The organism is Phyllobacterium sp. 21LDTY02-6 (genome assembly GCF_023554255.2).
Taxonomy (GTDB): Bacteria; Pseudomonadota; Alphaproteobacteria; order Rhizobiales; family Rhizobiaceae; genus Phyllobacterium.
This window is the reverse complement of the sequence record NZ_JAMJWD020000004.1, coordinates 468,246-492,671: the sequence shown is the minus strand read 5'-3', so window position 1 is coordinate 492,671 and position 24,426 is coordinate 468,246. Positions and strand designations below refer to the sequence as shown.

Annotated in this window: 25 protein-coding genes, 1 tRNA gene and 1 riboswitch; of the genes, 15 read left to right on the top strand and 11 right to left on the bottom strand. The window is 63.0% G+C overall.

Annotated features, from left to right (window positions below):
• Together argF and M8997_RS16505 are read left to right on the top strand one after the other, a co-directional pair.
• Positions 1–936, top strand: coding sequence for an ornithine carbamoyltransferase (gene argF / locus M8997_RS16510; RefSeq protein ID WP_250015393.1), 936 nt, complete (start codon positions 1–3; stop codon positions 934–936).
• Positions 929–1,933 (top strand): Hsp33 family molecular chaperone, encoded by a 1,005-nt coding sequence (locus M8997_RS16505; RefSeq protein ID WP_250015391.1) that lies wholly within the window; start codon positions 929–931, stop codon positions 1,931–1,933. The genes argF and M8997_RS16505 overlap by 8 nt, the downstream gene beginning before the upstream one ends.
• A 59-nt stretch (positions 1,934–1,992) precedes the next feature.
• Here M8997_RS16505 and M8997_RS16500 read toward each other — a convergent pair.
• Both M8997_RS16500 and M8997_RS16495 read right to left on the bottom strand, forming a co-directional pair.
• Positions 1,993–2,066: transfer RNA gene (locus M8997_RS16500), tRNA-Gly, on the bottom strand.
• A 62-nt stretch (positions 2,067–2,128) separates the two neighbouring features.
• Positions 2,129–3,217: a 2'-deoxycytidine 5'-triphosphate deaminase gene (locus M8997_RS16495; RefSeq protein ID WP_250015389.1), complete on the bottom strand. Its 1,089-nt coding sequence runs from the start codon at positions 3,215–3,217 to the stop codon at positions 2,129–2,131.
• 81 nt (positions 3,218–3,298) lie between these two features.
• Positions 3,299–3,378, top strand: a riboswitch (SAM riboswitch).
• 61 nt (positions 3,379–3,439) lie between these two features.
• Here M8997_RS16495 and M8997_RS16490 point away from each other — a divergent pair.
• The 3 genes from M8997_RS16490 (at position 3,440) to M8997_RS16480 (ending at position 5,412) form a co-directional block, all read left to right on the top strand.
• Positions 3,440–4,627 (top strand): O-succinylhomoserine sulfhydrylase, encoded by a 1,188-nt coding sequence (locus tag M8997_RS16490; protein WP_250015387.1) that lies wholly within the window; start codon positions 3,440–3,442, stop codon positions 4,625–4,627.
• 87 nt (positions 4,628–4,714) lie between these two features.
• A complete protein-coding gene (gene apaG / locus M8997_RS16485) occupies positions 4,715–5,107 on the top strand; it encodes a Co2+/Mg2+ efflux protein ApaG (protein WP_250015385.1) in 393 nt (130 codons plus the stop codon).
• An 8-nt stretch (positions 5,108–5,115) separates the two neighbouring features.
• Entirely contained in the window at positions 5,116–5,412 is a 297-nt protein-coding gene (locus M8997_RS16480) for a hypothetical protein (RefSeq protein WP_250015382.1), read from the top strand.
• A gap of 193 nt (positions 5,413–5,605) precedes the next feature.
• On the opposite strand, the gene M8997_RS16475 is transcribed toward M8997_RS16480, so the two are convergent.
• Both M8997_RS16475 and M8997_RS16470 read right to left on the bottom strand, forming a co-directional pair.
• Positions 5,606–7,459, bottom strand: a complete 1,854-nt coding sequence (locus M8997_RS16475) for a CHASE2 domain-containing protein (RefSeq protein ID WP_250015379.1) — start codon at positions 7,457–7,459, stop codon at positions 5,606–5,608.
• Between the two features lie 3 nt (positions 7,460–7,462).
• A complete protein-coding gene (locus M8997_RS16470) occupies positions 7,463–7,993 on the bottom strand; it encodes a FecR domain-containing protein (protein WP_371929592.1) in 531 nt (176 codons plus the stop codon).
• Positions 7,994–8,186: 193 nt separating this feature from the next.
• Here M8997_RS16470 and M8997_RS16465 point away from each other — a divergent pair, with 193 nt between their 5' ends.
• From M8997_RS16465 to M8997_RS16455, 3 genes are all read left to right on the top strand, one after another.
• Complete coding sequence (locus M8997_RS16465) at positions 8,187–8,453, top strand: DUF6460 domain-containing protein (protein ID WP_250015377.1); 267 nt, start codon at positions 8,187–8,189, stop codon at positions 8,451–8,453.
• Between the two features lie 53 nt (positions 8,454–8,506).
• Positions 8,507–9,004, top strand: a complete 498-nt coding sequence (locus tag M8997_RS16460; RefSeq protein WP_250015375.1) for a CAP domain-containing protein — start codon at positions 8,507–8,509, stop codon at positions 9,002–9,004.
• 79 nt (positions 9,005–9,083) lie between these two features.
• Positions 9,084–10,436, top strand: a complete 1,353-nt coding sequence (locus M8997_RS16455; RefSeq protein WP_250015373.1) for an MATE family efflux transporter — start codon at positions 9,084–9,086, stop codon at positions 10,434–10,436.
• Here M8997_RS16455 and M8997_RS16450 read toward each other — a convergent pair.
• A complete protein-coding gene (locus M8997_RS16450; protein ID WP_250015370.1) occupies positions 10,433–11,521 on the bottom strand; it encodes a quinone-dependent dihydroorotate dehydrogenase in 1,089 nt (362 codons plus the stop codon). The genes M8997_RS16455 and M8997_RS16450 overlap by 4 nt on opposite strands.
• Entirely contained in the window at positions 11,521–11,865 is a 345-nt protein-coding gene (locus M8997_RS16445) for a DUF952 domain-containing protein (protein WP_250015368.1), read from the bottom strand. Before M8997_RS16445 ends, M8997_RS16450 begins: the two co-directional genes overlap by 1 nt.
• Positions 11,866–11,996: 131 nt before the next feature.
• On the opposite strand from M8997_RS16445, the gene M8997_RS16440 reads away from it, so the two are divergent.
• Positions 11,997–12,431, top strand: a complete 435-nt coding sequence (locus M8997_RS16440) for a hypothetical protein (protein WP_250015366.1) — start codon at positions 11,997–11,999, stop codon at positions 12,429–12,431.
• Positions 12,432–12,521: 90 nt separating this feature from the next.
• On the top strand, positions 12,522–12,965 hold the full coding sequence (locus M8997_RS16435) for a VOC family protein (protein WP_250015364.1): 444 nt from the start codon (positions 12,522–12,524) through the stop codon (positions 12,963–12,965).
• A gap of 18 nt (positions 12,966–12,983) precedes the next feature.
• Here M8997_RS16435 and pip read toward each other — a convergent pair whose 3' ends face one another.
• Positions 12,984–13,934, bottom strand: coding sequence for a prolyl aminopeptidase (gene pip / locus M8997_RS16430; protein WP_250015362.1), 951 nt, complete (start codon positions 13,932–13,934; stop codon positions 12,984–12,986).
• A gap of 223 nt (positions 13,935–14,157) precedes the next feature.
• Here pip and M8997_RS16425 point away from each other — a divergent pair, with 223 nt between their 5' ends.
• Positions 14,158–14,820, top strand: a complete 663-nt coding sequence (locus M8997_RS16425) for a response regulator transcription factor (RefSeq protein ID WP_250015360.1) — start codon at positions 14,158–14,160, stop codon at positions 14,818–14,820.
• Between the two features lie 2 nt (positions 14,821–14,822).
• Here M8997_RS16425 and M8997_RS16420 read toward each other — a convergent pair whose 3' ends face one another.
• The gene (locus M8997_RS16420; protein WP_250015357.1) at positions 14,823–18,287 is read right to left on the bottom strand and encodes a PAS-domain containing protein; all 3,465 of its coding nucleotides are present in this window, start codon (positions 18,285–18,287) and stop codon (positions 14,823–14,825) included.
• Between the two features lie 196 nt (positions 18,288–18,483).
• Between M8997_RS16420 and mscL the strand changes: the two genes are divergently transcribed.
• Together mscL and M8997_RS16410 are read left to right on the top strand one after the other, a co-directional pair.
• Entirely contained in the window at positions 18,484–18,909 is a 426-nt protein-coding gene (mscL, locus tag M8997_RS16415; RefSeq protein WP_250015355.1) for a large conductance mechanosensitive channel protein MscL, read from the top strand.
• Positions 18,910–19,049: 140 nt separating this feature from the next.
• Positions 19,050–20,216, top strand: a complete 1,167-nt coding sequence (locus tag M8997_RS16410) for a pyridoxal phosphate-dependent aminotransferase (RefSeq protein WP_250015352.1) — start codon at positions 19,050–19,052, stop codon at positions 20,214–20,216.
• A 39-nt stretch (positions 20,217–20,255) separates the two neighbouring features.
• Here the strand turns inward: M8997_RS16410 and hemA are convergent, their stop codons facing one another.
• Positions 20,256–21,533, bottom strand: coding sequence for a 5-aminolevulinate synthase (gene hemA / locus M8997_RS16405; RefSeq protein WP_250015350.1), 1,278 nt, complete (start codon positions 21,531–21,533; stop codon positions 20,256–20,258).
• A 254-nt stretch (positions 21,534–21,787) separates the two neighbouring features.
• On the opposite strand from hemA, the gene galE reads away from it, so the two are divergent.
• Positions 21,788–22,777: a UDP-glucose 4-epimerase GalE gene (galE, locus tag M8997_RS16400; protein ID WP_250015349.1), complete on the top strand. Its 990-nt coding sequence runs from the start codon at positions 21,788–21,790 to the stop codon at positions 22,775–22,777.
• A 9-nt stretch (positions 22,778–22,786) separates the two neighbouring features.
• On the opposite strand, the gene M8997_RS16395 is transcribed toward galE, so the two are convergent.
• Positions 22,787–23,230: an MgtC/SapB family protein gene (locus M8997_RS16395; protein WP_250015348.1), complete on the bottom strand. Its 444-nt coding sequence runs from the start codon at positions 23,228–23,230 to the stop codon at positions 22,787–22,789.
• Between the two features lie 214 nt (positions 23,231–23,444).
• On the opposite strand from M8997_RS16395, the gene M8997_RS16390 reads away from it, so the two are divergent.
• Complete coding sequence (locus M8997_RS16390; RefSeq protein WP_250015347.1) at positions 23,445–23,633, top strand: hypothetical protein; 189 nt, start codon at positions 23,445–23,447, stop codon at positions 23,631–23,633.
• A 67-nt stretch (positions 23,634–23,700) separates the two neighbouring features.
• Here M8997_RS16390 and M8997_RS16385 read toward each other — a convergent pair whose 3' ends face one another.
• Positions 23,701–24,318 (bottom strand): FMN-dependent NADH-azoreductase, encoded by a 618-nt coding sequence (locus M8997_RS16385; protein ID WP_250015346.1) that lies wholly within the window; start codon positions 24,316–24,318, stop codon positions 23,701–23,703.
• Positions 24,319–24,426: the final 108 nt, after the last annotated feature.

Genomic DNA, 24,426 nt, shown 5'->3' with positions numbered 1-24,426 from the left:
ATGACGATCAAAGTTGACGTCCGTCACTTCACGGATATTTCGGCCCTTTCTGCAACCGATCTGCGGACCATTCTCGACGATGCGCGCGCGCGCAAGACGAGGCTGAAGGCCGGCGCCATGGAAAAGCCCTTCGCCGGCAAGGTCCTGGCGATGATCTTCGACAAGCCGTCCACCCGGACACGCGTGTCCTTCGATGTCGGCATGCGCCAGCTCGGCGGCGAGACCATCATGCTCACCGGTTCCGAGATGCAGCTCGGCCGCAGCGAGACGATTGCCGACACCGCTAAAGTATTGTCGCGCTATGTCGATATCATCATGATGCGCACGACGACGCATGAGCGCCTGACCGAGATGGCGGAAAATGCGACGGTGCCGGTCATCAATGCGCTGACCGACGATACGCATCCCTGCCAGATCATGGCCGACATCATGACCTTCGAGGAGCATCGCGGCCCGGTGAAGGGCAAGACCTTCGCCTGGACGGGCGACGGCAACAATGTGCTGCATTCGCTTGTCGAGGCGGCGGCCCGCTTCGATTTCAATCTCAACATAGCGACGCCCGAGGGCAGCGAGCCCGATGCGCGCTATCTCGAATGGGCCCGGCAGAGCGGCGCGCGGCTGATGCTGACGACGGATCCCGTCGCGGCGGTCAGCGGTGCGGATTGCATCGTCACCGATACCTGGGTCTCGATGGGCCAGGAAGGACGCGCCCGCGGGCATAATGTGTTCGTGCCCTATCAGGTCAATGACACGCTGATGCAGCATGCCAATCCCGATGCGCTGTTCATGCATTGCCTGCCGGCGCACCGCGGCGAGGAAGTGACGGATTCGGTTATTGACGGGCCGCATTCCGTGGTCTTCGATGAGGCGGAAAACCGGCTGCATGCGCAAAAGGCCATCCTGGCCTGGTGTCTCGAGGGAGGTCGCAATGTCTGATGTGACAGGCCATCCGGACGAATATATGTTCGCTGGCGACGATGCCGTCGTGCCCTTCCAGGTGGAAGCGCTCGATGCGCGCGGCCGCGCCGTGCAACTCGGTCCGACGCTCGACGATATTCTGAGCCGGCATGCCTATCCGGAGCCGGTGGCCAAGCTCCTGGCAGAGGCCATCGTGCTGACCGTGCTGCTTGGCACCTCGCTGAAATTCGAGGGCAAGTTCATCTTCCAGTCGCAGTCGAACGGGCCTGTCGACATGCTCGTCGTCGATTTCAGCACGCCCAATGCGGTGCGCGCCTATGCGCGTTTCGACGAGGAGCGGCTCGCCGATGCCATCGAGCAGAAGGCGACGGCGCCGGCAGAGCTCCTCGGCAGCGGCACCCTGGCGCTGACGGTGGACCAGGGCGAATATACGCAGCGCTACCAGGGCATCGTCGCGCTCGACGGTTCCAATCTCGAAGAGATCGCCAAGACCTATTTCCGCCAGTCGGAGCAGATACCGACCGATCTGCGCCTGTCCGTGGCCAAGCTCATCGAGCGCGGCGAGGATGGAAGGCCGGTGGAGCAATGGCGGGCCGGGGGCCTGATCGTGCAGTTCCTGCCGGAATCGGAGCTGCGCATGCGCCAGCCGGACCTTTCGGCGGGGGACGTACCGGAATCCGCCTTGGACGACATGTCGGAATTCCGCGAGGATGATGACTGGGCCGAGATCAAGGCGCTGGTATCGACCATCGAGAGCTCGGAACTGACCGACCCGCAGGTCGGCGCCGAGCGGCTGCTCTATCGCCTGTTCCACGAGCGCGGCGTGCGTGTCTTCGACGCGGTGCCGGTCAGCGACGAATGTTCCTGCTCGCGCGAGAAGATCGCCGGGGTGCTGTCGGGCTTCACCGCCGAGGAGATCGACGACAGTATCGAGGACGGCAAGATCAGCGTGACCTGTGAATTCTGCTCGACGCTGTACGAGTTCGATCCGGCCGAGTTCCGCCCAAAGAACTAGGGCGTGGCGCGCCGCCATGCCATCCCATGAGGGATGAATTGCGGCCGGCTGGAAATGGCTGGAGCGGATGAAGGGAATCGAACCCTCGTATGCAGCTTGGGAAGCTGCCGTTCTACCATTGAACTACATCCGCATGCGCCTATCAGTGCTGGTTGGCGCGCGAAAATGCAAGCCAAGAATTGTCCAGTGCAAGCTTCAGCGGAAATGCTTCGACAGTTTGAGGCCCTGCGCCTGGTAATTCGAGCCGAGATCGGTGCCATAAAGCGCCTTCGGCCGTTCGAGCATGTGTTCATAGATCAGCCGGCCGACGATCTGCCCGTGTTCGAGGATGAAGGGCACCTCATGGCTGCGCACTTCGAGCACCGCCCGGCTGCCGGTGCCGCCGGCGGCCGTATGGCCGAATCCCGGATCGAAGAACCCGGCATAATGGACGCGGAATTCGCCCACCAGCGGATCGAACGGCGTCATCTCGGCGGCAAAGAGCGGCGGCACATGCACCGCCTCGCGCGAGACGAGAATATAGAACTCGTCGGGATCGAGAACGAGTTCGCGCGCGCCGCGATCGTGGATCGGCTCCCAGAAATCATAGAGATCATGCGCGCCGCGCCTGTCGACATCGACGACCGCCGTATGGTGCTTGCCGCGATAGCCGACAAGGCCGCTGGCATCGCCGGTCAGGTCGATCGACAGCGCAATGCCGCCGCCGGTGATGTCGGGCGTGTCCGAGGCGACCAGCGTCTCCGTGCCGTGCAGCGCCGCAAGCTCGGCCTCGTCGAGCTGCGCCCGGCCGGTCCTGAACCGGATCTGCGACAGGCGCGAGCCGGTGCGCGCGACGATCGGGAAGGTGCGCGGGCTGACCTCGAGATAGAGCGGGCCGCGATAGCCGGCCGGTACCTTGTCGAACTCCTGCGCGCCATCGACAATGACGCGGGTGAAAATGTCGAGCCTGCCGGTCGAGCTCTTCGGATTGGCCGAGGCCGACACGTCCGCCGGAAGGTCCAGGCTTTCGAGCAGCGGCACGATATAGACGCAGCCGGTTTCGAGCACGGCGCCGGCAGTCAGGTCGATCTCGTGCAGCTTCAGCCGTTCGAGCTTGTCGATGACCGGCGTTGCCGGGCCGGGCATGAAGCTGGCGCGGACGCGGTAGGCCTTGGCGCCGAGACGCAGGTCGAGGCTCGCCGGCTGGATCTGGTCGCTGTCGAATTCGCGCTCCGTCGTCAGCGCCCCCGCCTGGTGCAATGCCCTGATGCCGCTATCGGCAAGAATGCCCGCTTGTCGTGTCATATGGTCGTCAAATCCTGTCAAATCCGGTGAAAGCTTTAGCGTTTCACCCGATTGACGCAAGCGCCCAAGAGGATTAAAGCAATCTTATCCCGTGGTGATTTGGCCGGCCGGCTTGCAGCCACGTAAAACAATTTGCTAAAAGAGGCCCGGTCACGTCCGGCCTTTTTGCGATTCCCGCAAGGCCGGTTTTTTATTGCCTCCACGAGGCAGATTGAGAAAACGATGACCGAGAAGAAAAGCCGCAATTTCCGCCCCGCCACCCAGCTCGTCCATGCCGGCACGCTTCGCTCAGGCTTTGGCGAGACATCGGAATCGCTGTTCCTGACACAGGGTTTCGTCTATCCCGACGCCGAGTCCGCCGAGGCCCGTTTCAAGGGCGAGGATCCGGGCTTCATCTATTCGCGCTATGCCAACCCCACGACCGACATGTTCGAAAAGCGCATGTGTGCGCTGGAAGGCGCCGAAGATGCGCGCGCCACCGCCTCCGGCATGGCGGCCGTCGCAGCGGCGATCCTGTGCCAGGTCAAGGCTGGCGACCACGTGCTGGCGGCGCGGGCGATGTTCGGCTCCTGTCGCTACATCATCGAGACCTTGCTGCCGCGCTATGGCGTCGAGTTCACCCTGATCGATGGTTCCAGGATCGAGAACTGGGAGAATGCGATCCGCCCCAACACCAAGGTGCTGTTCCTCGAGAGCCCGACCAATCCGACGCTGGAAGTAATCGACATCACTGCCGTCGCCAAGGTCGCGAATTCGGTCGGCGCGAAGCTGATCGTCGACAATGTCTTCGCCACGCCGCTGTTCCAGAAGCCGCTGGAGCTCGGCGCGCATATCGTCGTCTACTCGACCACCAAGCACATTGACGGGCAGGGGCGCTGCCTCGGCGGCATGATCCTTTCCGACAAGGAATGGATCGACGCCAACCTGCACGAATATTTCCGCCATACCGGCCCGGGGCTGAGCCCGTTCAATTCCTGGGTGATGCTGAAGGGGCTGGAAACGCTCGCCGTGCGCGTGCGCCAGCAGACCCAGACGGCGCAGCGGCTCGCCGATTTCCTCGCCGATCACCCGGGCATTTCCAAGGTGGTCTATCCCGGCCGCGCCGACCATCCGCAGGCGGATATCATCGCCCGGCAGATGAGCGGCGGCTCGACCCTTGTCGCCTTCGAGGTCAAGGGCGGCAAGAAGGGCGCGTTCCGCTTTGAAAACGCGCTCGAGATCGTGCAGATCTCCAACAATCTCGGCGATGCGAAGAGCCTCATCACCCATCCGACGACCACGACCCACAAGAACCTGTCGGACGAGGCGCGGGCGGAGCTCGGCATTTCCGATGGGCTGTTGCGGCTGTCCGTCGGCCTGGAGGATGCCGACGACCTGATCGAGGATCTCGACATGGCGCTGAAGGCGTGAACGCAGGGCGATCACAAAGGATTTAGATCGCAGCGGTTGACGCCGCCGGCGTGGCTGGCGATATCAGGAACATACACTGGGACAGGTATGTATAAAGCCATCACACGCGAGATCGAAGTCACTGTCGAACCCTTTTACCTGGAGGATCAGTCCGACCCGGCGGCGAACCATTATGTCTGGGGCTACCGGATAACGATCTCCAACGAATCCGACGCGACCGTGCAATTGCGGTCGCGCTACTGGCAGATCACCGACGCGCATGGCAATGTCGAGGAAGTGCGCGGACCGGGGGTCGTGGGCGAGCAGCCGGTGCTGAACCCGGGCGATTCCTTCCAATATTCGTCCGGCTGCCCGCTGAAGACCGCTTCGGGCATGATGGTCGGCAGATATACGATGCAAAGCGTCGGCGGCGACCGCTTCGATATCGACATTCCGGCCTTTTCGCTGGATATTCCCGACCAGTCCCGCACCATCAACTAGGCTTCCCCATGACCGGCACCGAGCGCACGCAATCCCCCTATCTCAAAGGGCTCGTCTGTTCAGCCATCGCGCTGGCGATCGCCCTCGCGGCGCTCTATTTCGGCGTCACGCTGCCGAGCTTCAAGACGCCGTCCGAGGCGGCAAGCCAGCTCGTCGCCCTCGCGCTCGTCCCCGGCCTGATCGTCGGCCTCCTGGCGAAGAAATCGACGCGGCCCTGGCCGCTCTGGCTGATCGTCGCCGCCTATATCGTCATCCTGATCGTCATTGGCGCCGTCCACGAAATCACGGCGCCGATGCGCGCCTAGTTCTGTCCCAACTTCCAACAGGGAGGTTGCATCGATGAAATGCGTCCTTCGACAGGCTCAGGATGAGGAAGTGGGTGTTTGGCAGGGCGGCAGTTCGGAGACCTTTCTAAGCTCCCAACTTTCCTGCAATCAAACCAATTTCCCTCATGCTGAGCCTGTCGAAGCACGCGGTACACTGATGCGATCCGCCCCCTCATCCGCCGCGCCATAGCCAGATCGTCACGGCCCCGGACCTGCCCCTGATCTCGGCTTCGAGCGGGCCGGTCAGCGTGCCGCGCGCCGAGGCGGCATTGTCCGGACCCGCCACATGCAGGATTTCGCTGCTGAGCGCCAGTTCGGCGCGGTTGGCCTTGGCGATCTCCATGAGCCTGCTGGCGATGTTGACCGTATCTCCGGTCGCGGTGATCTGCTGGCGCTCGCCGCCGCCAAGGCGCGAGGCGACGACCGTGCCGAAATGCGCGCCGACCTTGTAGCCGATGCGCTCGCTGGTCGAGGAGGGCAGCGTCGCCAGCCATTGCCCGGTGCGGCCGCAGAGACTGACGGCACAGCCGAGGGCGCGCTGCGCATCGTCCGGCTTCGGCGCCGGCAGGCCGAACAGGATCATGGCGCCATCGCCCATGAAGCTGATGATGCTGCCGCCGCTCGCCGCCACTTCCTCGTCCACCATCTGGTAGAAGCCGTTGAGCAGGTCGCGCGTCGAATTGGGGCCGAGGATTTCGCTGAGGCCGGTGAAGCCCGACAGGTCGATGAAGATCACCGCCGCATCCTGGCGCACCGGCAAAGCCAGAAAATCCGGATGGCGCGCCAGCCATTTGCCGAGGCCGGGCGCCTGGATGGCCTGCAACATGCGGCTCTGGCTGGCGAAATGCTGCGCCCGCCGCCGGTTCAGGAGCAGTTGCAGCGCGCCGAATATCAGCACTGGCGGGCCGATGGCGGTCAGCGGCAGCGATATGCTCAGCCACAGGCCGTTGGAGAACAGCAGGGCATTGAGCGCCAACCAGCAGACGAGCACGGCGCCCATCGCCGCGAGGCCCGGCGCGTTTGGCCAGAACGCCAATATGGTGACCAGCAGCATCGGCAGGAGGATGGCGGTCGCGGCGTCGATGCGATGCGTGAACCGGTTGCGGGTGATGCCGCCATCGGCAACCAGATGGCCGATGGCGGTGGCGATGACTTCGACGCCGGGCAGGACCTGGTCGAACGGCGTCGGGAAGACGTCGCCGCCGCCGGTCACGGTGGTGCCGAGGACCACGACCTTGCCGGAAATATCGGCGGGATCGAAGCTGCCGTCGAGAATGGCAGCGGCGCTGATCGTCCTTATCGTGCCGCGCGGGCCATGGAATGCCAGCGGCAGCGCCTGGCCGCTATCGGTCGCGACATGCCTGCCGCCGAGCTCGATGCCGTCCGCCCCGAAGACCGGCTCGACGCCGAGGGAGAGCGCCGCGGCCTGCAGGGGGAAGGCGGCGCGTATGTCGCTGCCGCTGCGGAATATCATCGGGATTTCGCGCGGCGTGCCGGATTGGTCCGTGCCGACATTGACGATGCCGACCTGTGCCGCCTCGCTGAAGCGCGGCAGGGGCAGCAGGAAGCTCTCGGCGTCGGGGATGCGGTCGAGGAGGGCTCCGCCGGCGCCGGCGCGCTGGCTGCTCCGCTGGAACACGGCGGCTCCCGCTATGATGGATGGCGTGCGCGCAAGGGCGGCGGCGAGCGCGGCATCGCCTTCCGCCGCCCCGGCCTCGAGGAACAGCATGTCCACGGCGATGATATTCGGCCGCGCCCGGCCGATGGCGTCGATCAGCTCGGCGATCCTGGCGCGCGCCAGCGGATAGCTGCCGGTCCGCTGCACCGTCTGATCGTCAATGGCGACGATGGTCAGCGCATCGGGGGCGGGCCGGCTGCCGCGCAGGAGAATGCGCAGGTCCGTCAGCGTCGCCTCGACGCGCTCCAGGAACCAGAGATTGCTGCGCATGTGGGCGGCGCCAAGCCCGGCGCCCCAAACGAGGGTAAGCGTCAGCGCCGCCAGCATCAGGGCGCTGCGGTACCTCATGTCCTATTGGCCGAGCCGGGCCATGAGGGCGGCGACCCGCTTTGCCGGCCACCGCTTCACCACCAGGGCGGCAGACCCCGCATCGACGTCGACGCCCTGGCCCGGGCCGAGCACGACCGGCTCGCCAGCGGCGCGGCGCCTCACATCCACGGCGCCCCTTGCGACGAAGACGGCTGTGCCTGCCGCGCTCGCATCCACGGCCCAGCGCGTGCCGCGCACGGCGGCGATGGCCTGGGGCGTGATCACCTCGAAGCCTTGAGGGGAGGCGGGTGCATCGATGAGAATCGCCTTGTCCTGCAGGCGCACCTTGTCGACGCTGCCATCGCGGTTGCTGTCGATCAGGCTGTAGCGCGCATTGGCCTCGGCGGTGATCTTCAGGCCGCCGCGGCATTGCAGGACATGCCGCGCCGTGCCGCCGACCGGATGGAGCGTGCAACCCGAACCCGGCGACGACTGGGCGCGGGCGGGCGAAGCGAGCATGGCCGCAACGCCAAGGGCGGCCGCCCAGCATGAGACATTGGCAATGGTAGTCATGGAACGCGCCCCCGATCTTGCGCCATTATACGGCCATCCACCGTGCAAACAAAGCGCCGGCGCCTAATGAATCCTATGGATCGCCAGCACGGCCGAGTGCAGGGTCTGGAGCGCCAACCGGGCAGGACAGCTTGAATTCATGGCAATATGCTTTACATCAGCCATGGTCGCAGCACGCAGCTTGGAGAAATCGATGACGGACAGGTCCAACAGCTTTCTAGGGGATACGCCCGGCCGGGTGTTGCTCAAGCTGATCGTCGTATCGCTGGTCGTCGGCGTCGTCATGAACGCGTTCGACTGGTCGCCGATGGACATCGTCTATGGCGTCGAGCGCTTCATACGCCGCATCTGGAATCTCGGCTTCGGCGCGATCGAGAGCTTCGCGTCTTACCTGCTGCTCGGCGCCGCCGTCGTGGTGCCGTGCTTCATCATCTTGAGATTGTTGAACTATCGCCGCTGAATTTTTGGCACAATTCGTCTCTAGGCACGGGTGAACTTATCACGAGGTCATCCATGCCAGCCATTCATTCGGTCCTGCGCCCGCGCAGGCATCTTCACTGGGCGCTGCTCGCTTTGCTGCTGCCGCTTGCCGCCTGCCAGTCGGCAGGCAGGGGGCCGGGCGCCAGCGCCGGCGTGTCCGGTTCCGCCAGCGGCGCGATGGCGGCGGTGCGCTCCGGCAACGGGCTCGAATCCATGTCGCCCGACAGCAGGCTCGAGCAGGCCGCCCTGCAGCAGGCCATTTACATGGCGAGCCGGGGCCGGATGACCCATACCACCGGTTGGGGCAGGGATTTCGCCACGCGCGTCGGCGGCAATGGCATCGATGGCGCGGCGGCCGAGAACATCGCGATGGGCAGGATGGGTATCGACCGCCTGTTCGCCATGTGGATGGCTTCGCCGCCGCATCGGCGCAACATGCTCGACCCGCGGTTCAGGCATTATGGCCTCGCCTATGCTGAAGCCGCGAATGGCAGCAGCGAACGTTACTGGGCACTCGTGCTCGGGCGCTGATTTGCCACTGGCAAGCGGACGCCGGCAATGGCATAGAGAGGGGTAACGGCACAACCCGCCGCAACCTCCGGTGCCCTTCATGAACGACACTCCGCCGACACAGCAGCAGAAGATTGTCCGGCCCTTCGAGGTGACGAACCGGCTGATGCTGGCGATCACCATTCCGGTCATGCTCGCATCGTTGACGACGCCGCTGCTCGGCCTCGTCGATACGGCGGTGGTCGGCCAGCTGGGTGATCCGCATCTGCTCGGCGGCCTCGCCATCGGTGCGCTGGTCTTCGACTTCCTGTTCTCGACGATGAATTTCCTGCGCGCCGGCACTACCGGCCTGGTGGCCCAGGCCATGGGCATGCATGACAAGGTGGGGCAGCAGGCGGTGTTCTGGCGCTCCATCGGCATCGCCCTGATCGCCGGCATCGTCTTCATCCTGGCGACGCCGCTCGTGCTGATGGCGACGAACCGCTTCATGCAGCCGGACCCGGCAGTATCGGCGGCGATGTCGACCTATGTCACGATCCGCCTTCTGTCGTCGCCGATGGCGCTTGCCAATTATGCCGTGCTCGGCCTGCTGCTCGGCCAGGGCCGGGCCATGCAGGGGCTCTATCTGCAATTCCTGCTCAATGGCATCAATATCGCCATGACCATCGGGCTGGGGCTGCTGGCCGGCTGGGGCGTCGCCGGCATCGCCTGGGGTACCGTGCTCGGCGAAGGCATCGCGCTGGTCGTCGGACTGGTGCTCGTCTATCGGCAGTTCCGCGCCGAGCCGAACCCGACATTGGCGATGATCCTCGATCCGCATGAGCTGCGCCGGATGTTCGCGGTGAACCGGGATATCATGCTGCGCTCGTTCTTCCTGCTCATCGCCTATGCCTATTTCACCCGCGCCGGCACCACGGCAGGCGCGGTGACGCTGGCGGCGAATGCCGTACTCATGAATTTTCTCCTCGTCTCGGGCTATCTCATCGACGGTGTCACCACCGCCGCCGAGCAGATATCCGGCCGCGCGGTCGGCGCCCATTACCGCCCGGCATTCGACCGCGGCGTGCGGCTTTCCTTCCTGTGGGGCCTGATGCTCGCCAGCGCGATGGCGCTGTTCTTCCTCGCCTTCGGCGACGGCATCATAAGGTTCCTGATCAAATCGCCCGAGGTGCAGGAAATGGCATCGACCTATATGCCCTGGGCGGCGCTGGCGCCGGTCATGGGGCTGCTGGCCTTCCACATGGATGGTGTCTTCATCGGCGCCACCTGGTCGCGCGACATGCGCAACATGATGCTGCTGTCGCTGGCCGGCTATTTCGCGGCCTATCTGGTGCTGCCGGTCTATTTCGGCAATCACGGGCTCTGGCTCGCCCTGCACCTGTTCCTCGGACTGCGGGGCATATCGCTGCTGGCGATCCTGCCGTCCCGCGCCCGGGCGCAGTTCGCGGCCTAGGCCAGCAGCGGCCGGGCCGCCCAATCGGCCGTGTCGAGATCGCGCAGGCCGGATATGTTGGCGACGGCCTCCCGCTTCATCTGCTTGGAAAGGCCCTTGACGATCTCGGCCGCTATGCCGGGGCCCTTGTAGATCATCCCCGTATAGAGCTGAACCAGATCGGCGCCGGCGCGGATCTTGGCAAGGGCGGTCTCGGCGCTGTCAATGCCGCCGACGCCGATGATCGGCAGGTCGGCGCCGACGCGCTGGCGCATCTTCGCCAGGACGATGGTCGAACGTTCGAACAGCGGCGCGCCCGAAAGACCGCCTGTCTCGCGCTGTTCCAGCTGGTTGATCAGGCCGCTGCGGGAGAGGGTGGTATTGGAAACGACGAGGCCGTCGAGCGGGTGAAGCGCGAGTTCGGCGGCGATATCGTCCAGGCTCGCTTCGGGCAGGTCGGGCGCTATCTTCAGGAATACCGGCCGCTTCGACCCCTGCTGCCGGTCGCGCTCGGCGAGCACGCGGCCGAGCAGTTCCTTCAGGCTGTCGCGCGTCTGCAGGTCGCGCAGGCCCGGCGTATTGGGGGAAGAGATGTTCACGGCGAAATAGCTGGCGACGCCGGCGAAGCGCCTTATGCCGGCGACATAATCGGCGATGCGGTCGGGCGAATCCTTGTTGGCGCCGATATTGACGCCGATGATGCCGCGTTTGCCGCTACGCTCCGACAACCGGCGGAACGCGGCTTCGTGGCCCTCATTGTTGAAGCCGAGACGGTTGATGACGGCGCGATCCTGTACCAGCCGGAATATTCTCGGCTTGGGGTTCCCGGATTGCCGCAGCGGCGTCAGGGTGCCGACTTCGGCAAAGCCGAAACCGAGCTTCAACAGGGCGTCCGGCACTTCCGCATTCTTGTCGTAGCCGGCCGCCATGCCGAGCGGATTGGGAAAATCGAGCCCGGCGACATTGATCCGAAGCGCGGGATCGCCCGGTGTCGCACAGGCGGGCACGATGCCGGAACGCAAGGCCATGATCGACAGGCCATGCGCCCGCTCCGGCTCGAGGGAGAACAGGGTCCTTTGCCCGATGGATTGGAACAGACTGGCCATTAGCTGAGATCCGGAAAGATGTGCCTGCCGTCGCCGCCGAGTGGCAGGGGCCTGACCCAGGCCGCGGCATTGACGGGCAGCGCCGCATAGAGATGGGGAAACAGCGCGCCGCCGCGCGACGGCTCGAAGCGCAGGCTGTCGCCGAGAGCGGCGGCATCGACGGCGATGAGCAGGAGATCGTCCTGCCCGGCAAAATGTTTGGCGGCGGTCTCGTGCAACTGCCCGGCGGTGGAGAAATGGATATAGCCATCGGCCAGGTCGACGGGCGCGCCGTCGAAAACGCCCTTGGCTTCGGCAGCGTGCCAGAGCGCTCGCGGTGCGATCTTGTAGATGAGTTGCGACATGCGCGCTTACTAGCGCTAAATACGGCTTTCGCAAAGAGCGCAGACGCGCCGGTCACAGAATTCATGAAGGTTTCGGATTTTTGGCGTATTGTACGGCGATGATGACCCGTATCGAACGCTGGAGGCCTGAAATGCCAAGATCAAACGCAGTACCGGTCATGCTTGCCGCCATGCTTCTCGCCGGCCCGGCCGCGGCCGAGGAAACGGCGAATTATACGCTCGAAAAGACCGCCGAAGGCTATGTCCGGATGAACAACCGTACCGGCGAAATGTCGATCTGCCACGAAAAGCTGAACCAGCTCGTCTGCAAGGTCGCCGCCGACGAACGCACGCTCTACGAGGACGACATCGCCGACCTGAAGGCGCGGGTGGCGAAGCTGGAGGAAACCGTCGCCGGCATCGGCAAGCTGCCGCCCGCCGTGCGGGACGCGCTTCCGACCGAGGAGGACTTCGAAAAGGGCCTCAGCTATATGGAGCGTTTCATGCGCCGTTTCATGGGGCTCGCCAAGGAGCTGGACGAGGACAAGACCGAGCCGCAATCGCCCGCGACGCCGCAAAAAACCTGAGGACGAGCGCAACGATCGAGACTGTTTGTTCTTGATTTGTTCTAAATGATGACGGATAGTGGTCGCTCCACTTTCTCTGGGAGCGATGAGATGTTTGCCGTACCAACACTGATTGGCGAGGTGTCGATAAGGCTTTTTGTGCGTCATGGGGACCAGCAGAACGCGCTGGACTTCTATGGGGCGGTATTCGGGGCGCAGCTTGTCGGCAGGCCCTATCTGCACCAGGGCGTGCTGATAGCGGCGGAAATCCGGCTCGGCGAATCCGTCATCATGATCGTGGGCGCCAATCCCAAGCGCGATGCGGATGCGTCGCTCGGCGGGCCGCGCTCGGCCCATGCCATCGGCGCGACGCCGGTCATGCTCGACATCCATGTCGATGATGCGGATCGCATCATGCACCATGCCGTCGCGGAGGGCGCGCGCGTCCGCAACGCGGTCGAGACCCTCGACAATGGCGACAGGGCGGGCGTTCTCGTCGATCCCTTCGGCCATCTCTGGGTGGTCAAATCACGCCGCAAGCATCTTGCAGCGTGATCGGCGGGCCTTGTCGGCCTAGGCGGCGTAGCGCTTGGTCGCCGCGATCAGCTCGTGCACGATGCCGGGTTCGGTGACGGCATGACCGGCATCCTCGACGATGCGCAAATCGGCTTCCGGCCATACTTTCTTGAGGTGCCAGGCATTGAGCAGCGGTGTGCACATGTCATAGCGGCCATGCACGATGGTGCAGGGGATGTGCCGGATCAGATGCGCATGGCGCAGCAGATGATCGTCGGTTTCGAAGAAGCCGCCATTCTGGAAGTAGTGGCATTCGATGCGCGCAAAGGCGATGGCGAAATTATCCGACGCGAAGGCTTCGGCGCGCGCGGGGTCCGGCAGCAGCGACAGCGCGGAGCCTTCCCAGCGCGCCCAGTTCTTGGCGGCGGCGAGGCGCACCGCCGGGTCTGGATCGGTCAGGCGCTTGTAATAGGCGGCGACCATGTCGTCCCGTTCCTCTTCCGGGATATGGGCCTGGTAGGCCTCGAAACGGTCGGGATAGATGATGCTTGCGCCATTGGAATAGAACCAGTCGATCTCGAAGCGCCGGACGAGGAAGATGCCGCGCAGGATGAGTTCGCTGACATGGTCGGGATGGGTCTGCGAATAGGCGAGCCCCAGCGTCGAGCCCCAGGACCCGCCGAACACCTGCCATTTGTCGATGCCGAGATGGGTGCGGATGCGCTCCATGTCCGCGACGAGGTCCCAGGTCGTGTTCTCCTCGAGCTCCGCATGCGGGGTGGATTTGCCGCAGCCGCGCTGGTCGAAGAGGATTATCCTGTACTGTTCGGGATCATGCAGGCGACGCATGGTGGGGTTGATGCCGCCACCCGGTCCGCCGTGAATCATGATTACCGGCTTGCCGTCGGGATTGCCGCATTCCTCAATATGTATCGTGTGCAACCCCGAAACTTCAAGCATCTGCTCCTGATAGGGCTGTGCCTCCGGATAAAGAGTGTGTGTAATCATGCAATTCTCTTTCTAACTCGTCCCCACAATTGAATAATCGCTCGGGAATAAGGTTTTGCCAAGGCACTTTAACGGACTAGGCTTAACGACGTTCCCTCAATACAGCCGAAGAACTTTACAAAGTGCCAAATACTTATTGATATATCAGAAAAAATGGATTTAGTCGTTGGCATTACGCCTTTAGGTTTAGATGTTTTATTTGATACCAATTGAGGATTAGCAGATGCATTACCGGTTCGTTATCGTAGACGACCACCCATTGTTTAGAGGCGCGCTCAAACTGGCGCTGGCAAACTTCGGCGAACAGCTGGAAATCATGGAAATCGGCGATCTCGAAAGCGCAAAGCGGCTGCTTCATGTCTCGACCGATCTCGACCTTGTCCTTCTCGACCTTTCGCTGAGCGATGCCGGCGGCCTTACCGGCCTCATCGCCCTGCGCGCCATCCAGCCGCTGGTGCCGATCGCCATCGTTTCGGCGAGCGACGATGCCGTGACCATACAATCGGCGCTGGAGCTCGGCGCTGCAGGTTTCATCTCCAAATCCTCCAGCCCCGACACGATAAGATCGGCCGTGCAGGTCATTCTCGACGGCGGAATATGGTCGCCGCTCGGCGACAGCGAGCCGAGCGAACTCGAGCCGGAGCTTGCCGATCTCATCCGTTGCATCCGCAAGCTGACGCCGCAGCAGAGCCGCGTGCTCGGCATGATGGCGGACGGCATGCTGAACAAGCAGATCGCCCATGAGCTGCAGGTTTCGGAAGCGACGGTGAAGGCCCATGTCTCGGCCGTGCTCTACAAGCTCGGCGTCGACAGTCGCACCCAGGCCGTCATCCGCCTTGCACGGTTTCGCGGCGACCGCGAGATCGCCGAGGCGATCGAGAGCTGATCTCACTCCGCCGCGACGCTATCCTTCAAGCGCGTTATCAGGGCCCGGAGCATCGCCGGCTTGACCGGCTTGTTGAGGATCGTCACATGGTCCCGCGCCGCCCTTTCGAGGACCTCCGCCGAACGGTCTGCCGTTACCAGCGAGGCCGGCAGCTCGCCGCCGAAATGGCCCCGGATGAAGCCGATCAGGTCCAGCCCGTTCTCATTGTCGAGATTGTAGTCTGCCAGCACCGCCTCGGGCATGGCGCCCTTGTCCTGGCAATAGCGGCGAACCGCTTCCGCCGAACGAAACGCCGTGACGGTACAGCCCCAGGTCTGCAGCAGCTGCTGCATTCCCGCCAGCGAAGCTTCATTGTCGTCGATGCACATCACCCGCAGGCCGGCCAGCGCGCCCGGCTTTTGCGGCGCGGGCGCCGAAATGCTGACCGATACCGGCTGCGCTTGCGATGCCGCCATGCTCACGGCGAACCGGGAACCACGGCCGGGCGTTGAATCGACGCTGATGCCCATGTCGAGCAGATGGGCGATACGCTCGACGATCGAGAGGCCGAGCCCCAGCCCGTCGGATTCGCGCATGCCGCCGGTCAGGCGGGTGAACTCGCGGAATATGTCGTCGAGGCGCGTCCTCGGAATGCCGATGCCGGTGTCATGGACATTGAGATGGAGGGTCTGGCCCCGCCTCCTCACGCCCACCAGCACCTTGCCCGAGCGGGTATATTTGATGGCGTTGGAAACGAGGTTCTGCACCAGCCGGCGCAGCAGGTTGCGATCCGTCGCCACCACGGCCGAGGTCGGCAGGATGCGCAGCTCCAGCCCCTTCTCGCGCGCGATGGGCATGAAATCGCTTTCCACCTGCCGCAGCAGGGCATCCATGCGAAACACCGAGATCACCGGCTTCAGCGCGCCGGTATCCAGCCGGGAAATGTCGAGCAGGGCGCTGATGATGGTTTCGACGGCTTCCAGCGACGAGTCGAGATTGCGCACCAGTTCCTTTTCATTGATGCTGTCGAGGCGTTCGGTCAGCGCGGACGAGTAGAGCCGCGCCGCATTGAGCGGCTGCAGCAGGTCATGGCTCGCGCCGGCCAGGAACCGCGTCTTTTCCAGATTGGCGTCTTCGGCGCGCTTCTGCGTCCTGACCAGCTGCTGGTTGGCCAGCGTGAGTTCGCCGGTCCGTTCGCGCACGCGCTGCTCCAGCGATTCATTGGTCCGGCGCAGCAATTCATCGGCATTCACCGCCTGGCTGATATCGGTGAAGGTCGTCACCAGGCCGCCGCCGGGCATGGGGTTCGAACGCACCTCGATCGTCTGCTCGGCATTGCGCATCTTGATCCGCCACGGAATGATCGGCGCGGTGCCGTCATTGGTCTGGTATTCGGCGCCAAGATCGACGAGATCGCCACGCTGGAACATTGCCCGCAATATGTGGCCGAGCGGCGTGCCCATGCGCTGCAATTCCCGCGGCAGCTCGAGGATCAACTGGAATTGCAGGTTCCAGCAACTCAGCCGGTGGCCGCTGTCGAAGACGGCGATGCCCTGGTCCATGCGGTCGAGCGCGGTCTGCAGCAGCTGCCGGTTCTGCGCCAGCGCACCGGTGGCATGGTCGAGCAGGATCTGCGCCTTGCGCTGCGACGAGGTCGTCGGACCCATTGCGAGGGCCAGAATGGTGCGGGCCGAGGGCGGGCCGACGACCTCGGAAAGCAGGTGCTCGGCGAATTGCACGGTCTTGAAGTCGGCGGGCTGATCGTCGGCCAGCGTGATCTCCTCTTGCCGGCAAAAGGTGGCAAAGGCGGAATCGGCGTGCTGCTCGCCAATATAGCGCGCCAACGTGGTCTTGAGCTGGCCGAAGAGGATATTCGGTTGCAGCATGTCGGCGGGATCGGCCACGGCAGAACCGTCGATGACGAAATGCGCCGCCTGGATGCGTTCCAGCGGCGCCGGCGAGCGCGACAGGGACCCGGCGACGAACAGGGTCGAATTGACCAGGAGGCTCCAGAACAACCCATTGGCATAGGCGCTCACCTCGGAGCCGAACAGCGCTTCGGGCCTGAGCGCCGACAGGTTGAGAGGACCCGCAATCAGCAGTTCGGAGGCGGGATCGAGGAGCGACGGCAGCACCATCGTATAGATCCAGACGGCAAAGCCGCCGCACATGCCCCACAGCGCGCCGCGCGCCGTCGCCCGGTTCCAGAAGATGCCGCCGACGAAGGCGGGCAGGAGCTGGATCAATGCCACCGCCGAGATCAGGGCGAGCGAGGCGAAGTATATATGGTCGCTGAGATAATGCTCGTAGATGAGCATGATCAGCAGGACCACGACAATGACCGCCATGCGCGTATTGCGAATGGTGCCGACGAAGTCTCCACCCTTCCGATCGGCGGCCGCCCGGCGCCAGAGCAGGGGCAGCACGATATCGTTGGAGATGGATACGGCGAGGAGCATCGAAGGCAGGAAGATCATGCTCGTCGCCGCCGCCACGCCGCCGATGAAGGCGATGATCGAAACGACATTTGCCCCCGCGGCGAGAGGCGCGGTGAAGAAATAGAAGTCGGTGAGCTCGGGGTTGTGCGAAAATGCCTGGCCGGCGATGACGATGGGCAGCACGAACAGGCCCATCACGAACAGCGAGAGCGGAACGAACCAGCGCGCCGATCGCAGGTTCTGTCCGCCGCGCTGATCGACGAAATTCACATAGAACTGACTGGGCAGAAGGACGATCACCGCCGCGCCGATCAGGGCGAGGCTGGCAAGATTGGCGAAGGAGAAATCCTGGCCGAAACCTGCCACGATATCCGTCTGCCACAGGCGATCGGCGAACGACGCATCCGGCCAGTCGATCACCAGCAGGATGCTGATGCCCACGAGAACGAAGGCGCCGAACTTGATGAGGGTATCCATGGCGAGGACGAAGAGGAGCCCCTCATGGCGCTCGCCATAGCTTTGCGAGCGGGCGCAGTAATACACGACCCAAAGGATCAGCGCGCCGATCTCCAGGATGCCGTGGGCACGATCATGTTCGAGCGTCGGGAAAAAAGGCTGGTCCTTGAAGGCGCCGGCGAGATAGTGCAGCGCGCGCACCTGCAGCGCGATATAGGGAACGAGGCCGATGGTGACGATGGCCGTGACGACGGCGGCGACGAGGAAGCTCTTGCCGTAGCGCGAGCCGATGAAATCCGAGATCGAGGCGATGCCCTGCTGCCGCACGACGCGCCCGACATGCGCCAGCACCGGAAAGCCGATCGTATAGGCAAGGATGATGCCGATGTAGAGGCCGATATATTCGATGCCATGCACGGCCGCATAGCTGGGCGAGCCGTAGAATATCCAGGATGTCCCGCTGCCGATAACCACCAGCAGGTAAAGAAGCTGCCGCGAGCGCCGTGTCGAAACCGGGCGTCTGTCCGCCTGCAGCGCAACCAGCGCCTGGAACAGCAGGTAAAGCTGGATGATGATGAATGCAGCCGACCCCATGGGTCACTTTCTGTCCAATATGTATCAGACTAGTAATTGTTTTGTTGCGATGAACTACTGCGGAAATGAACAGTAGAAAACCAAATCAAGCACTTAACTATCGTAAAACTTCTGCTACTCTTGCCGGCGTCTGGTAGTCCCGGCCTCAGGGTATAATAGATTTGGATTAACATACAACGTTGGAGAGCGGTATAGCATGTTACAGGAATTCAAGGAATTCGCCCTGAAGGGCAATATGGTGGATCTTGCCATCGGCGTCATCATCGGCGGTGCGTTCGGCAAGCTTGTCGAGTCCATCGTCACCGACATCATCATGCCGGTCGTCGGGCTGCTGACGAACGGCATCGATTTTTCTAATCTCTATATCCAGTTGGCCGGCGCGCCTGCCAGCAATCTGGCTGCTGCGCGCGAGGCGGGCGCCACCATCGCCTATGGTAATTTCATCACCCTGTTGATCAACTTCCTGATCGTCGCCTGGGTGCTGTTCATGGTCGTCAAGGCGATGAACCGCTTCAAGCGGCAGGAGAAGGCACCGGAACCGGAAGCAGCGCCGGCACCGACCAAGGAAGAAGCGCTTCTCACCGATATCCGCGATCTGCTGGCGAACCGCGCGGCCAAGTAGCGGACAAGTAGCTGGCAAGGGGGGGCGCCTTGTCAGGCTCTGTCAGCAGACTATCATTCGGGCTGATGGAAACATCACAAATATCCGCGTGATTAACTGGCCTGCTTGCTTTAGTGGTCCCCTGAAAAGGGGACCCGAGCATGAGTCTGATCCAGCATTTGCGACACGAGGCGGCAGCAGCGCCCGAAAGCGGCATCGTTGCCGTCATGAACCACGGCCGGCGGCAGGAGAACGTCATCCCGCTATGGGCGGGCGAGGGCGACCTGCCGACGCCGGACTTCATCCGCGACGCCGCCAATCGCGGGCTTGCGAATGGCGAGACCTTCTACACTTGGCAGGCCGGCATTCCGGAGCTGCGCCAGGCATTGTCGGATTATTACCACCGACATTTCGCGTTGCGCCTGCCGGTGGAGCATTTCTATGTCACCGGCTCGGGCATGCAGTCGATCCAGCTGGCGATCCAGGCTACGGCCGGCACGGGCGATGAGGTCATCTACCTTTCTCCGGCCTGGCCGAATTTCGCCGCCGCCGCTGCCATAGGCGGTGCCCGGCCGGTCGCCGTCACCCAGGATTTCACCGGCAATGGCTGGTCGCTCGATCCGCAGAAGATCAAGGACAAGATCACGCCGAGGACGAAGGCGCTCTTCATCAACACGCCGACGAATCCGTCCGGCTGGACCGCCGATATCGAGACGCTGAAGGAGATCCTGGCCATGGCGCGCGCCAATGGACTCTGGATCATCGCCGACGAAATCTATTCGCAGTTCTATTATGGCGGACGCCGCGCGCCCTCGTTTCTCGATGTGATGGACGCGGAAGACCGCATCATCTTCGTCAACAGCTTCTCCAAGAACTGGGCGATGACCGGCTGGCGGGTCGGCTGGCTGGTCGTGCACCCCTCGCTCGGCACGACGATCGAGAACCTCATTCAATATTCGACGTCGGGCGTGGCGCAATTCATGCAGCGCGGTGCTGTCGCGGCGCTTGATGAGGGCGATGAATTCGTCCGCATGCAGGTCGAGCGGGCGCGCCAGGCCCGCGATATCCTGTGCGCCAGGCTGATCGATACGGGCCGCGTCAGGCTGTCGCCGCCGGCTGGTGCCTTCTACCTGTTCTTCGGCATAGACGGCATCACCGATTCCTATCGCGCCGCCTTCGATATCGTCGATCAGGCCAAGGTCGGACTTGCGCCGGGAACTGCGTTCGGCGAAGGCGGCGAGGCGTTTCTGAGATTGTGTTTTGCCCGCAGGCTCGACCAGATCGAAACCGCGGCAGACCGGCTGGCGGAGTGGATCAAGGCCCGCTGAGGGCCCGCCAGCCTCTGGTAACGGCCGCCTCCGGTAACGTCAGCCGCCGGCTTTTGATACGGCGAGCGTTACCACCCGGTCGTCGGCTTCGACCGGCGAAGTTTCTCCCGTCGAGAACGGGATGCCGAGCGCGGTCCAGACTTCCACCAGCGCATCCTTCAATTCGACGATGAGCTCGTTGCTGTGGAACGGGGTCGGCGTGATCCGCAGCCGCTCCGTCCCGCGGGGAACGGTCGGATAGTTGATCGGCTGGATATAGATGCCGTGCTGCTCAAGCAGGCGGTCGCTGGCCTTCTTGCACAATTCGGGATCGCCGACATGCAGCGGCACGATATGCGTTTCAGAAGGCATGACCGGGAGATTGGCCTGGGCGAGGACCTGCTTTGTCAGCTGCGCCTGTTGCTGGTGCAGCCGGCGCTCCTCCTGCGAGGTCTTCAGATGCCGGATCGACTCGGTCGCGGCAGCGGCGATCACCGGCGGCAGCGCGGTCGTGAAGATGAAGCCCGGCGCATAGGAGCGAACGGCGTCGATCACGCTCTTCGGGCCGGCAATATAGCCGCCGAGAGTGCCGAACGCCTTGGCCAACGTGCCTTCGATGATGTCGATGCGATGCGAAAGCCCCTCGCGGTCGGTTATCCCGCCGCCGCGTTCGCCATACATGCCCACCGCATGGACCTCGTCGATATAGGTCATGGCATTGTATTTCTCGGCCAGATCGGCAATTGCCTCGATCGGGGCGATGTCGCCATCCATCGAATAGACCGATTCGAAGACGATGAGCTTGGCGCGCTCGCGACCGGCAGCTTTCAGCAGTTCCTCGAGATGGGCGAGATCATTGTGGCGGAAGATGCGCTTCTCCGCGCCCGAACGCTTGACGCCTTCGATCATCGAGGCGTGGTTGAGTTCGTCCGAAAGGATGAGGCAGTTCGGCAGCAGCCGGGCGATCGTCGAAATGGACGCCTCGTTGGAGACGAAGCCGGAGGTGAAGACCAGGCCGGCTTCCTTGCCGTGCAGATCGGCGAGCTCAAGCTCCAGCTCGACCAACGGATGGTTGGTGCCCGAAATATTGCGCGTGCCGCCGGCGCCCGAACCCATGCGGCTCGAGGCGTCATGCATCGCGGCAATCACTTTCGGGTGCTGTCCCATGCCGAGATAATCATTGGAGCACCAGACCGTGATCTCGCGCGTGGCATCGGCCGTGCGCCAGAGCGCGCGGGGAAATCTGCCCACAATCCGTTCCAGATTGGCGAAGACCCTATAGCGCTTTTCAGCGTGCAACTGGTCGATCGCGTCTTCGAAAAACCGCCGATAGTCCATGAAATGCTCCTGTACACTTCATTTACTAGCGTTTTTGGCCGCCAAAATCCACGACCGCGGGGTGGGCAATTTGCCACGCTTCGAGGGACCCCGCCGCTACCGTCCCCTCAGGTTGATGAATGTGATATCTACAATCAATATCTGCAATTGTCGCGGATCAATCCGCAATCCCACTTTATTGAACCGGACACCATTGGCTCTACGATCGGATGCTGCAATATAGGGCGAATGGGACGCAGCAGAAGGCAATTGCGATGACGGTGCTGGTGACGGGGGGTGCTGGCTATATTGGCAGCCACATGGTTTGGGATCTGCTGGAGGCGGGGGAATCGGTCGTCGTCGTCGATACGCTCTCGACCGGGTTCAAATGGGCGGTGCCGCCGGAGGCCAAGCTCGTCATCGGCGATATTGGCGACCAGAGCCTGATGCGCCAGACCATCGAGCGCAACTATGTCGATGCGATCATCCATTTCGCCGGATCGGTGGTCGTGCCCGATTCCGTTCGCGATCCGCTCGCCTATTACGAGAACAACACCGCGAAATCCCGCACGCTCATCGACGCCGCGGTGAAGTCCGACGTCAAGAACTTCATCTTTTCCTCCACCGCCGCGGTCTATGGCGATGGCGGGCTTCTGCCGGTCAATGAAGACCATCCGACGCGGCCGGAATCGCCCTACGGCCTGTCGAAGCTGATGACGGAATGGATGCTGCGCGACACTGCCGCCGCCCACAACTTCCATTATACTGCGCTGCGCTACTTCAACGTCGCCGGCGCCGATCCCAATGGACGCACCGGTCAATCGACGCGCGGCGCGACGCATCTGATCAAGATCGCCTGCGAGACGGCGCTCGGCAAGCGCCGCTACATGGAGGTGTTCGGCAATAATTACCCGACGCCGGACGGCACCTGCGTGCGGGACTATATCCATGTGACGGACCTCGTCGCCGCCCATCGGCTGGCTCTCGAACGGCTACGCTCCGGCGGCAGCAGCATGGTCGCCAATTGCGGCTATGGCCGCGGCTATTCGGTCAAGGAAGTCATCGCCAGCGTGGAGCGCGTCCACGGCGCGCCGATCGACGCACGCCCCACCAGCCCGCGGCCGGGCGATGCGGCATCCGTGGTTGCCGACAGCAACAAGGCGCGCAATGAGCTTGGCTGGGTGCCGCAGCTCGACGATCTCGACAAGATCGTCGAATCCGCATTGAAATGGGAAGCATCGCTGCAGTTCCGCAACCAGCGATAGCGCGCCGGGCTACCGTTTCGGCTCCTTCTTGAAGGGCAGCATCAGCCGCAGCGTCAGAAATGTGAACAGCGAGATGATGATGGCGACATCATAGCTTGCAAGCCCGGCCGAGATGCCGATGGCCCCGGTCGCCCATATGCTGGCGGCCGTGGCGGTGCCGCGCACCGAATCCTTCAATTGCAGGATCGCCCCGCCACCGATGAAGCCGACACCGGTGATCAGGCCTTCGACGATGCGCGCCATCGCCTCGGGATTGTCGGTCGTCAAATGCTCCGTTCCCTGGATGACGCCGCAGCTGGCCAGCGCCACCAGCGGAAATGTGCGCACGCCGGCGCTGCGCTCTTCCGCCTCGCGCTCGACGCCGATCGGCACCGCCAGCGCATAGGCGATGAAGAGGGCGATGATATGCGGCACGACCGGTAGCGAATTGAGGTATTCGAACGTCTCCACCAATGCAAAATCCCCCGTTGAACAAAATCAGTCGGTAAACGTTTGTTAACTGCAGGACGTTCCCGTTGCGGTGGGAGGCGCTTTTGCCGAGATGTTGTGTAATACTAAGGCCTGCGGCGCAGCGACACATTGCGTTAAGGGCCAATAACGTAGGAAAGATACCAACCTTCTTCGTAGAGAATGGGTTAAACGACAAAATAAAGTTGGAGTCTAATCGATGGACGGTAATAACCGGACCTACGAAAAACAGCTATCCCAAATTGTGCGACGACAAATCTCGCAATCCTGTTATCGCTCGGCGATACGCGCGGCAGGAATATACAAGGTGGAAGAAACAGTACCGGAAAGCATTCTCGATCAATTGAAACGTTTGGACGAAGCAGAGCAGAAACGGCGTATGGGTTAGTTCGAGTTCGAGTTACTTGCAGTATTCAACAAAAAGCGGGCCAGCGGCCCGCTTTTGTTTTTTGCGGTCAGGCCGCAAGGGCGAAATCATTGGTTCGCGCCACTGCCTCGGCGATAGCCTTGGCCTCCGCTTCCGGGCCCATCGCCACGCCTTCGATGCGGACGAATTCGATATCGGTCATGCCGAGGAAACCCAGTACCGTTCGAAGATAGGGCGTCGCCTGGTCGAAGGCCGCCGCTGGACCGTCCGAATAGACGCCGCCGGAGGCCAGCACCACATAGACCTTCTTGCCGGTCACCAGCCCCTTGGCGCCGTCGGCACCATAGCTGAACGTGCGCCCCGCGCGGGCGATATGGTCGATCCAGGTCTTCAGGTTCGACGAGATGCCGAAATTGATGAAGCCGGTGGAGATGACGATCGTATCGGCGGCGAAGAGCTCGTCCACCAATGCGTCGGAGCGGGCGACGACTGCCTGCTGCGCCGGGGTGCGCGCTTCTGCCGGGGTATAGATGCCGCTGGCGAAGTCGGCGTCGATATGGGGCAGGGGATCGCTGGCAAGGTCGCGCGTGACGAGCTCGCTGTTCGGCAGGCCGGCCTGCAGGCGCCGGGCGAAATCCCGGGCGATGCGCGTCGAATGCGATGCGTCGCCGCGCGGGCTGGAAGTTACGAGAAGTATCGAGGACATGATGTCATCCTTTGGCGTTGAAACTGATGACGCTAATCTGGGCCTCGACATCGATCTAAAAAACTGGGAAAATATCTATGTAATCCATCGAATAAATAGATGAGTCGC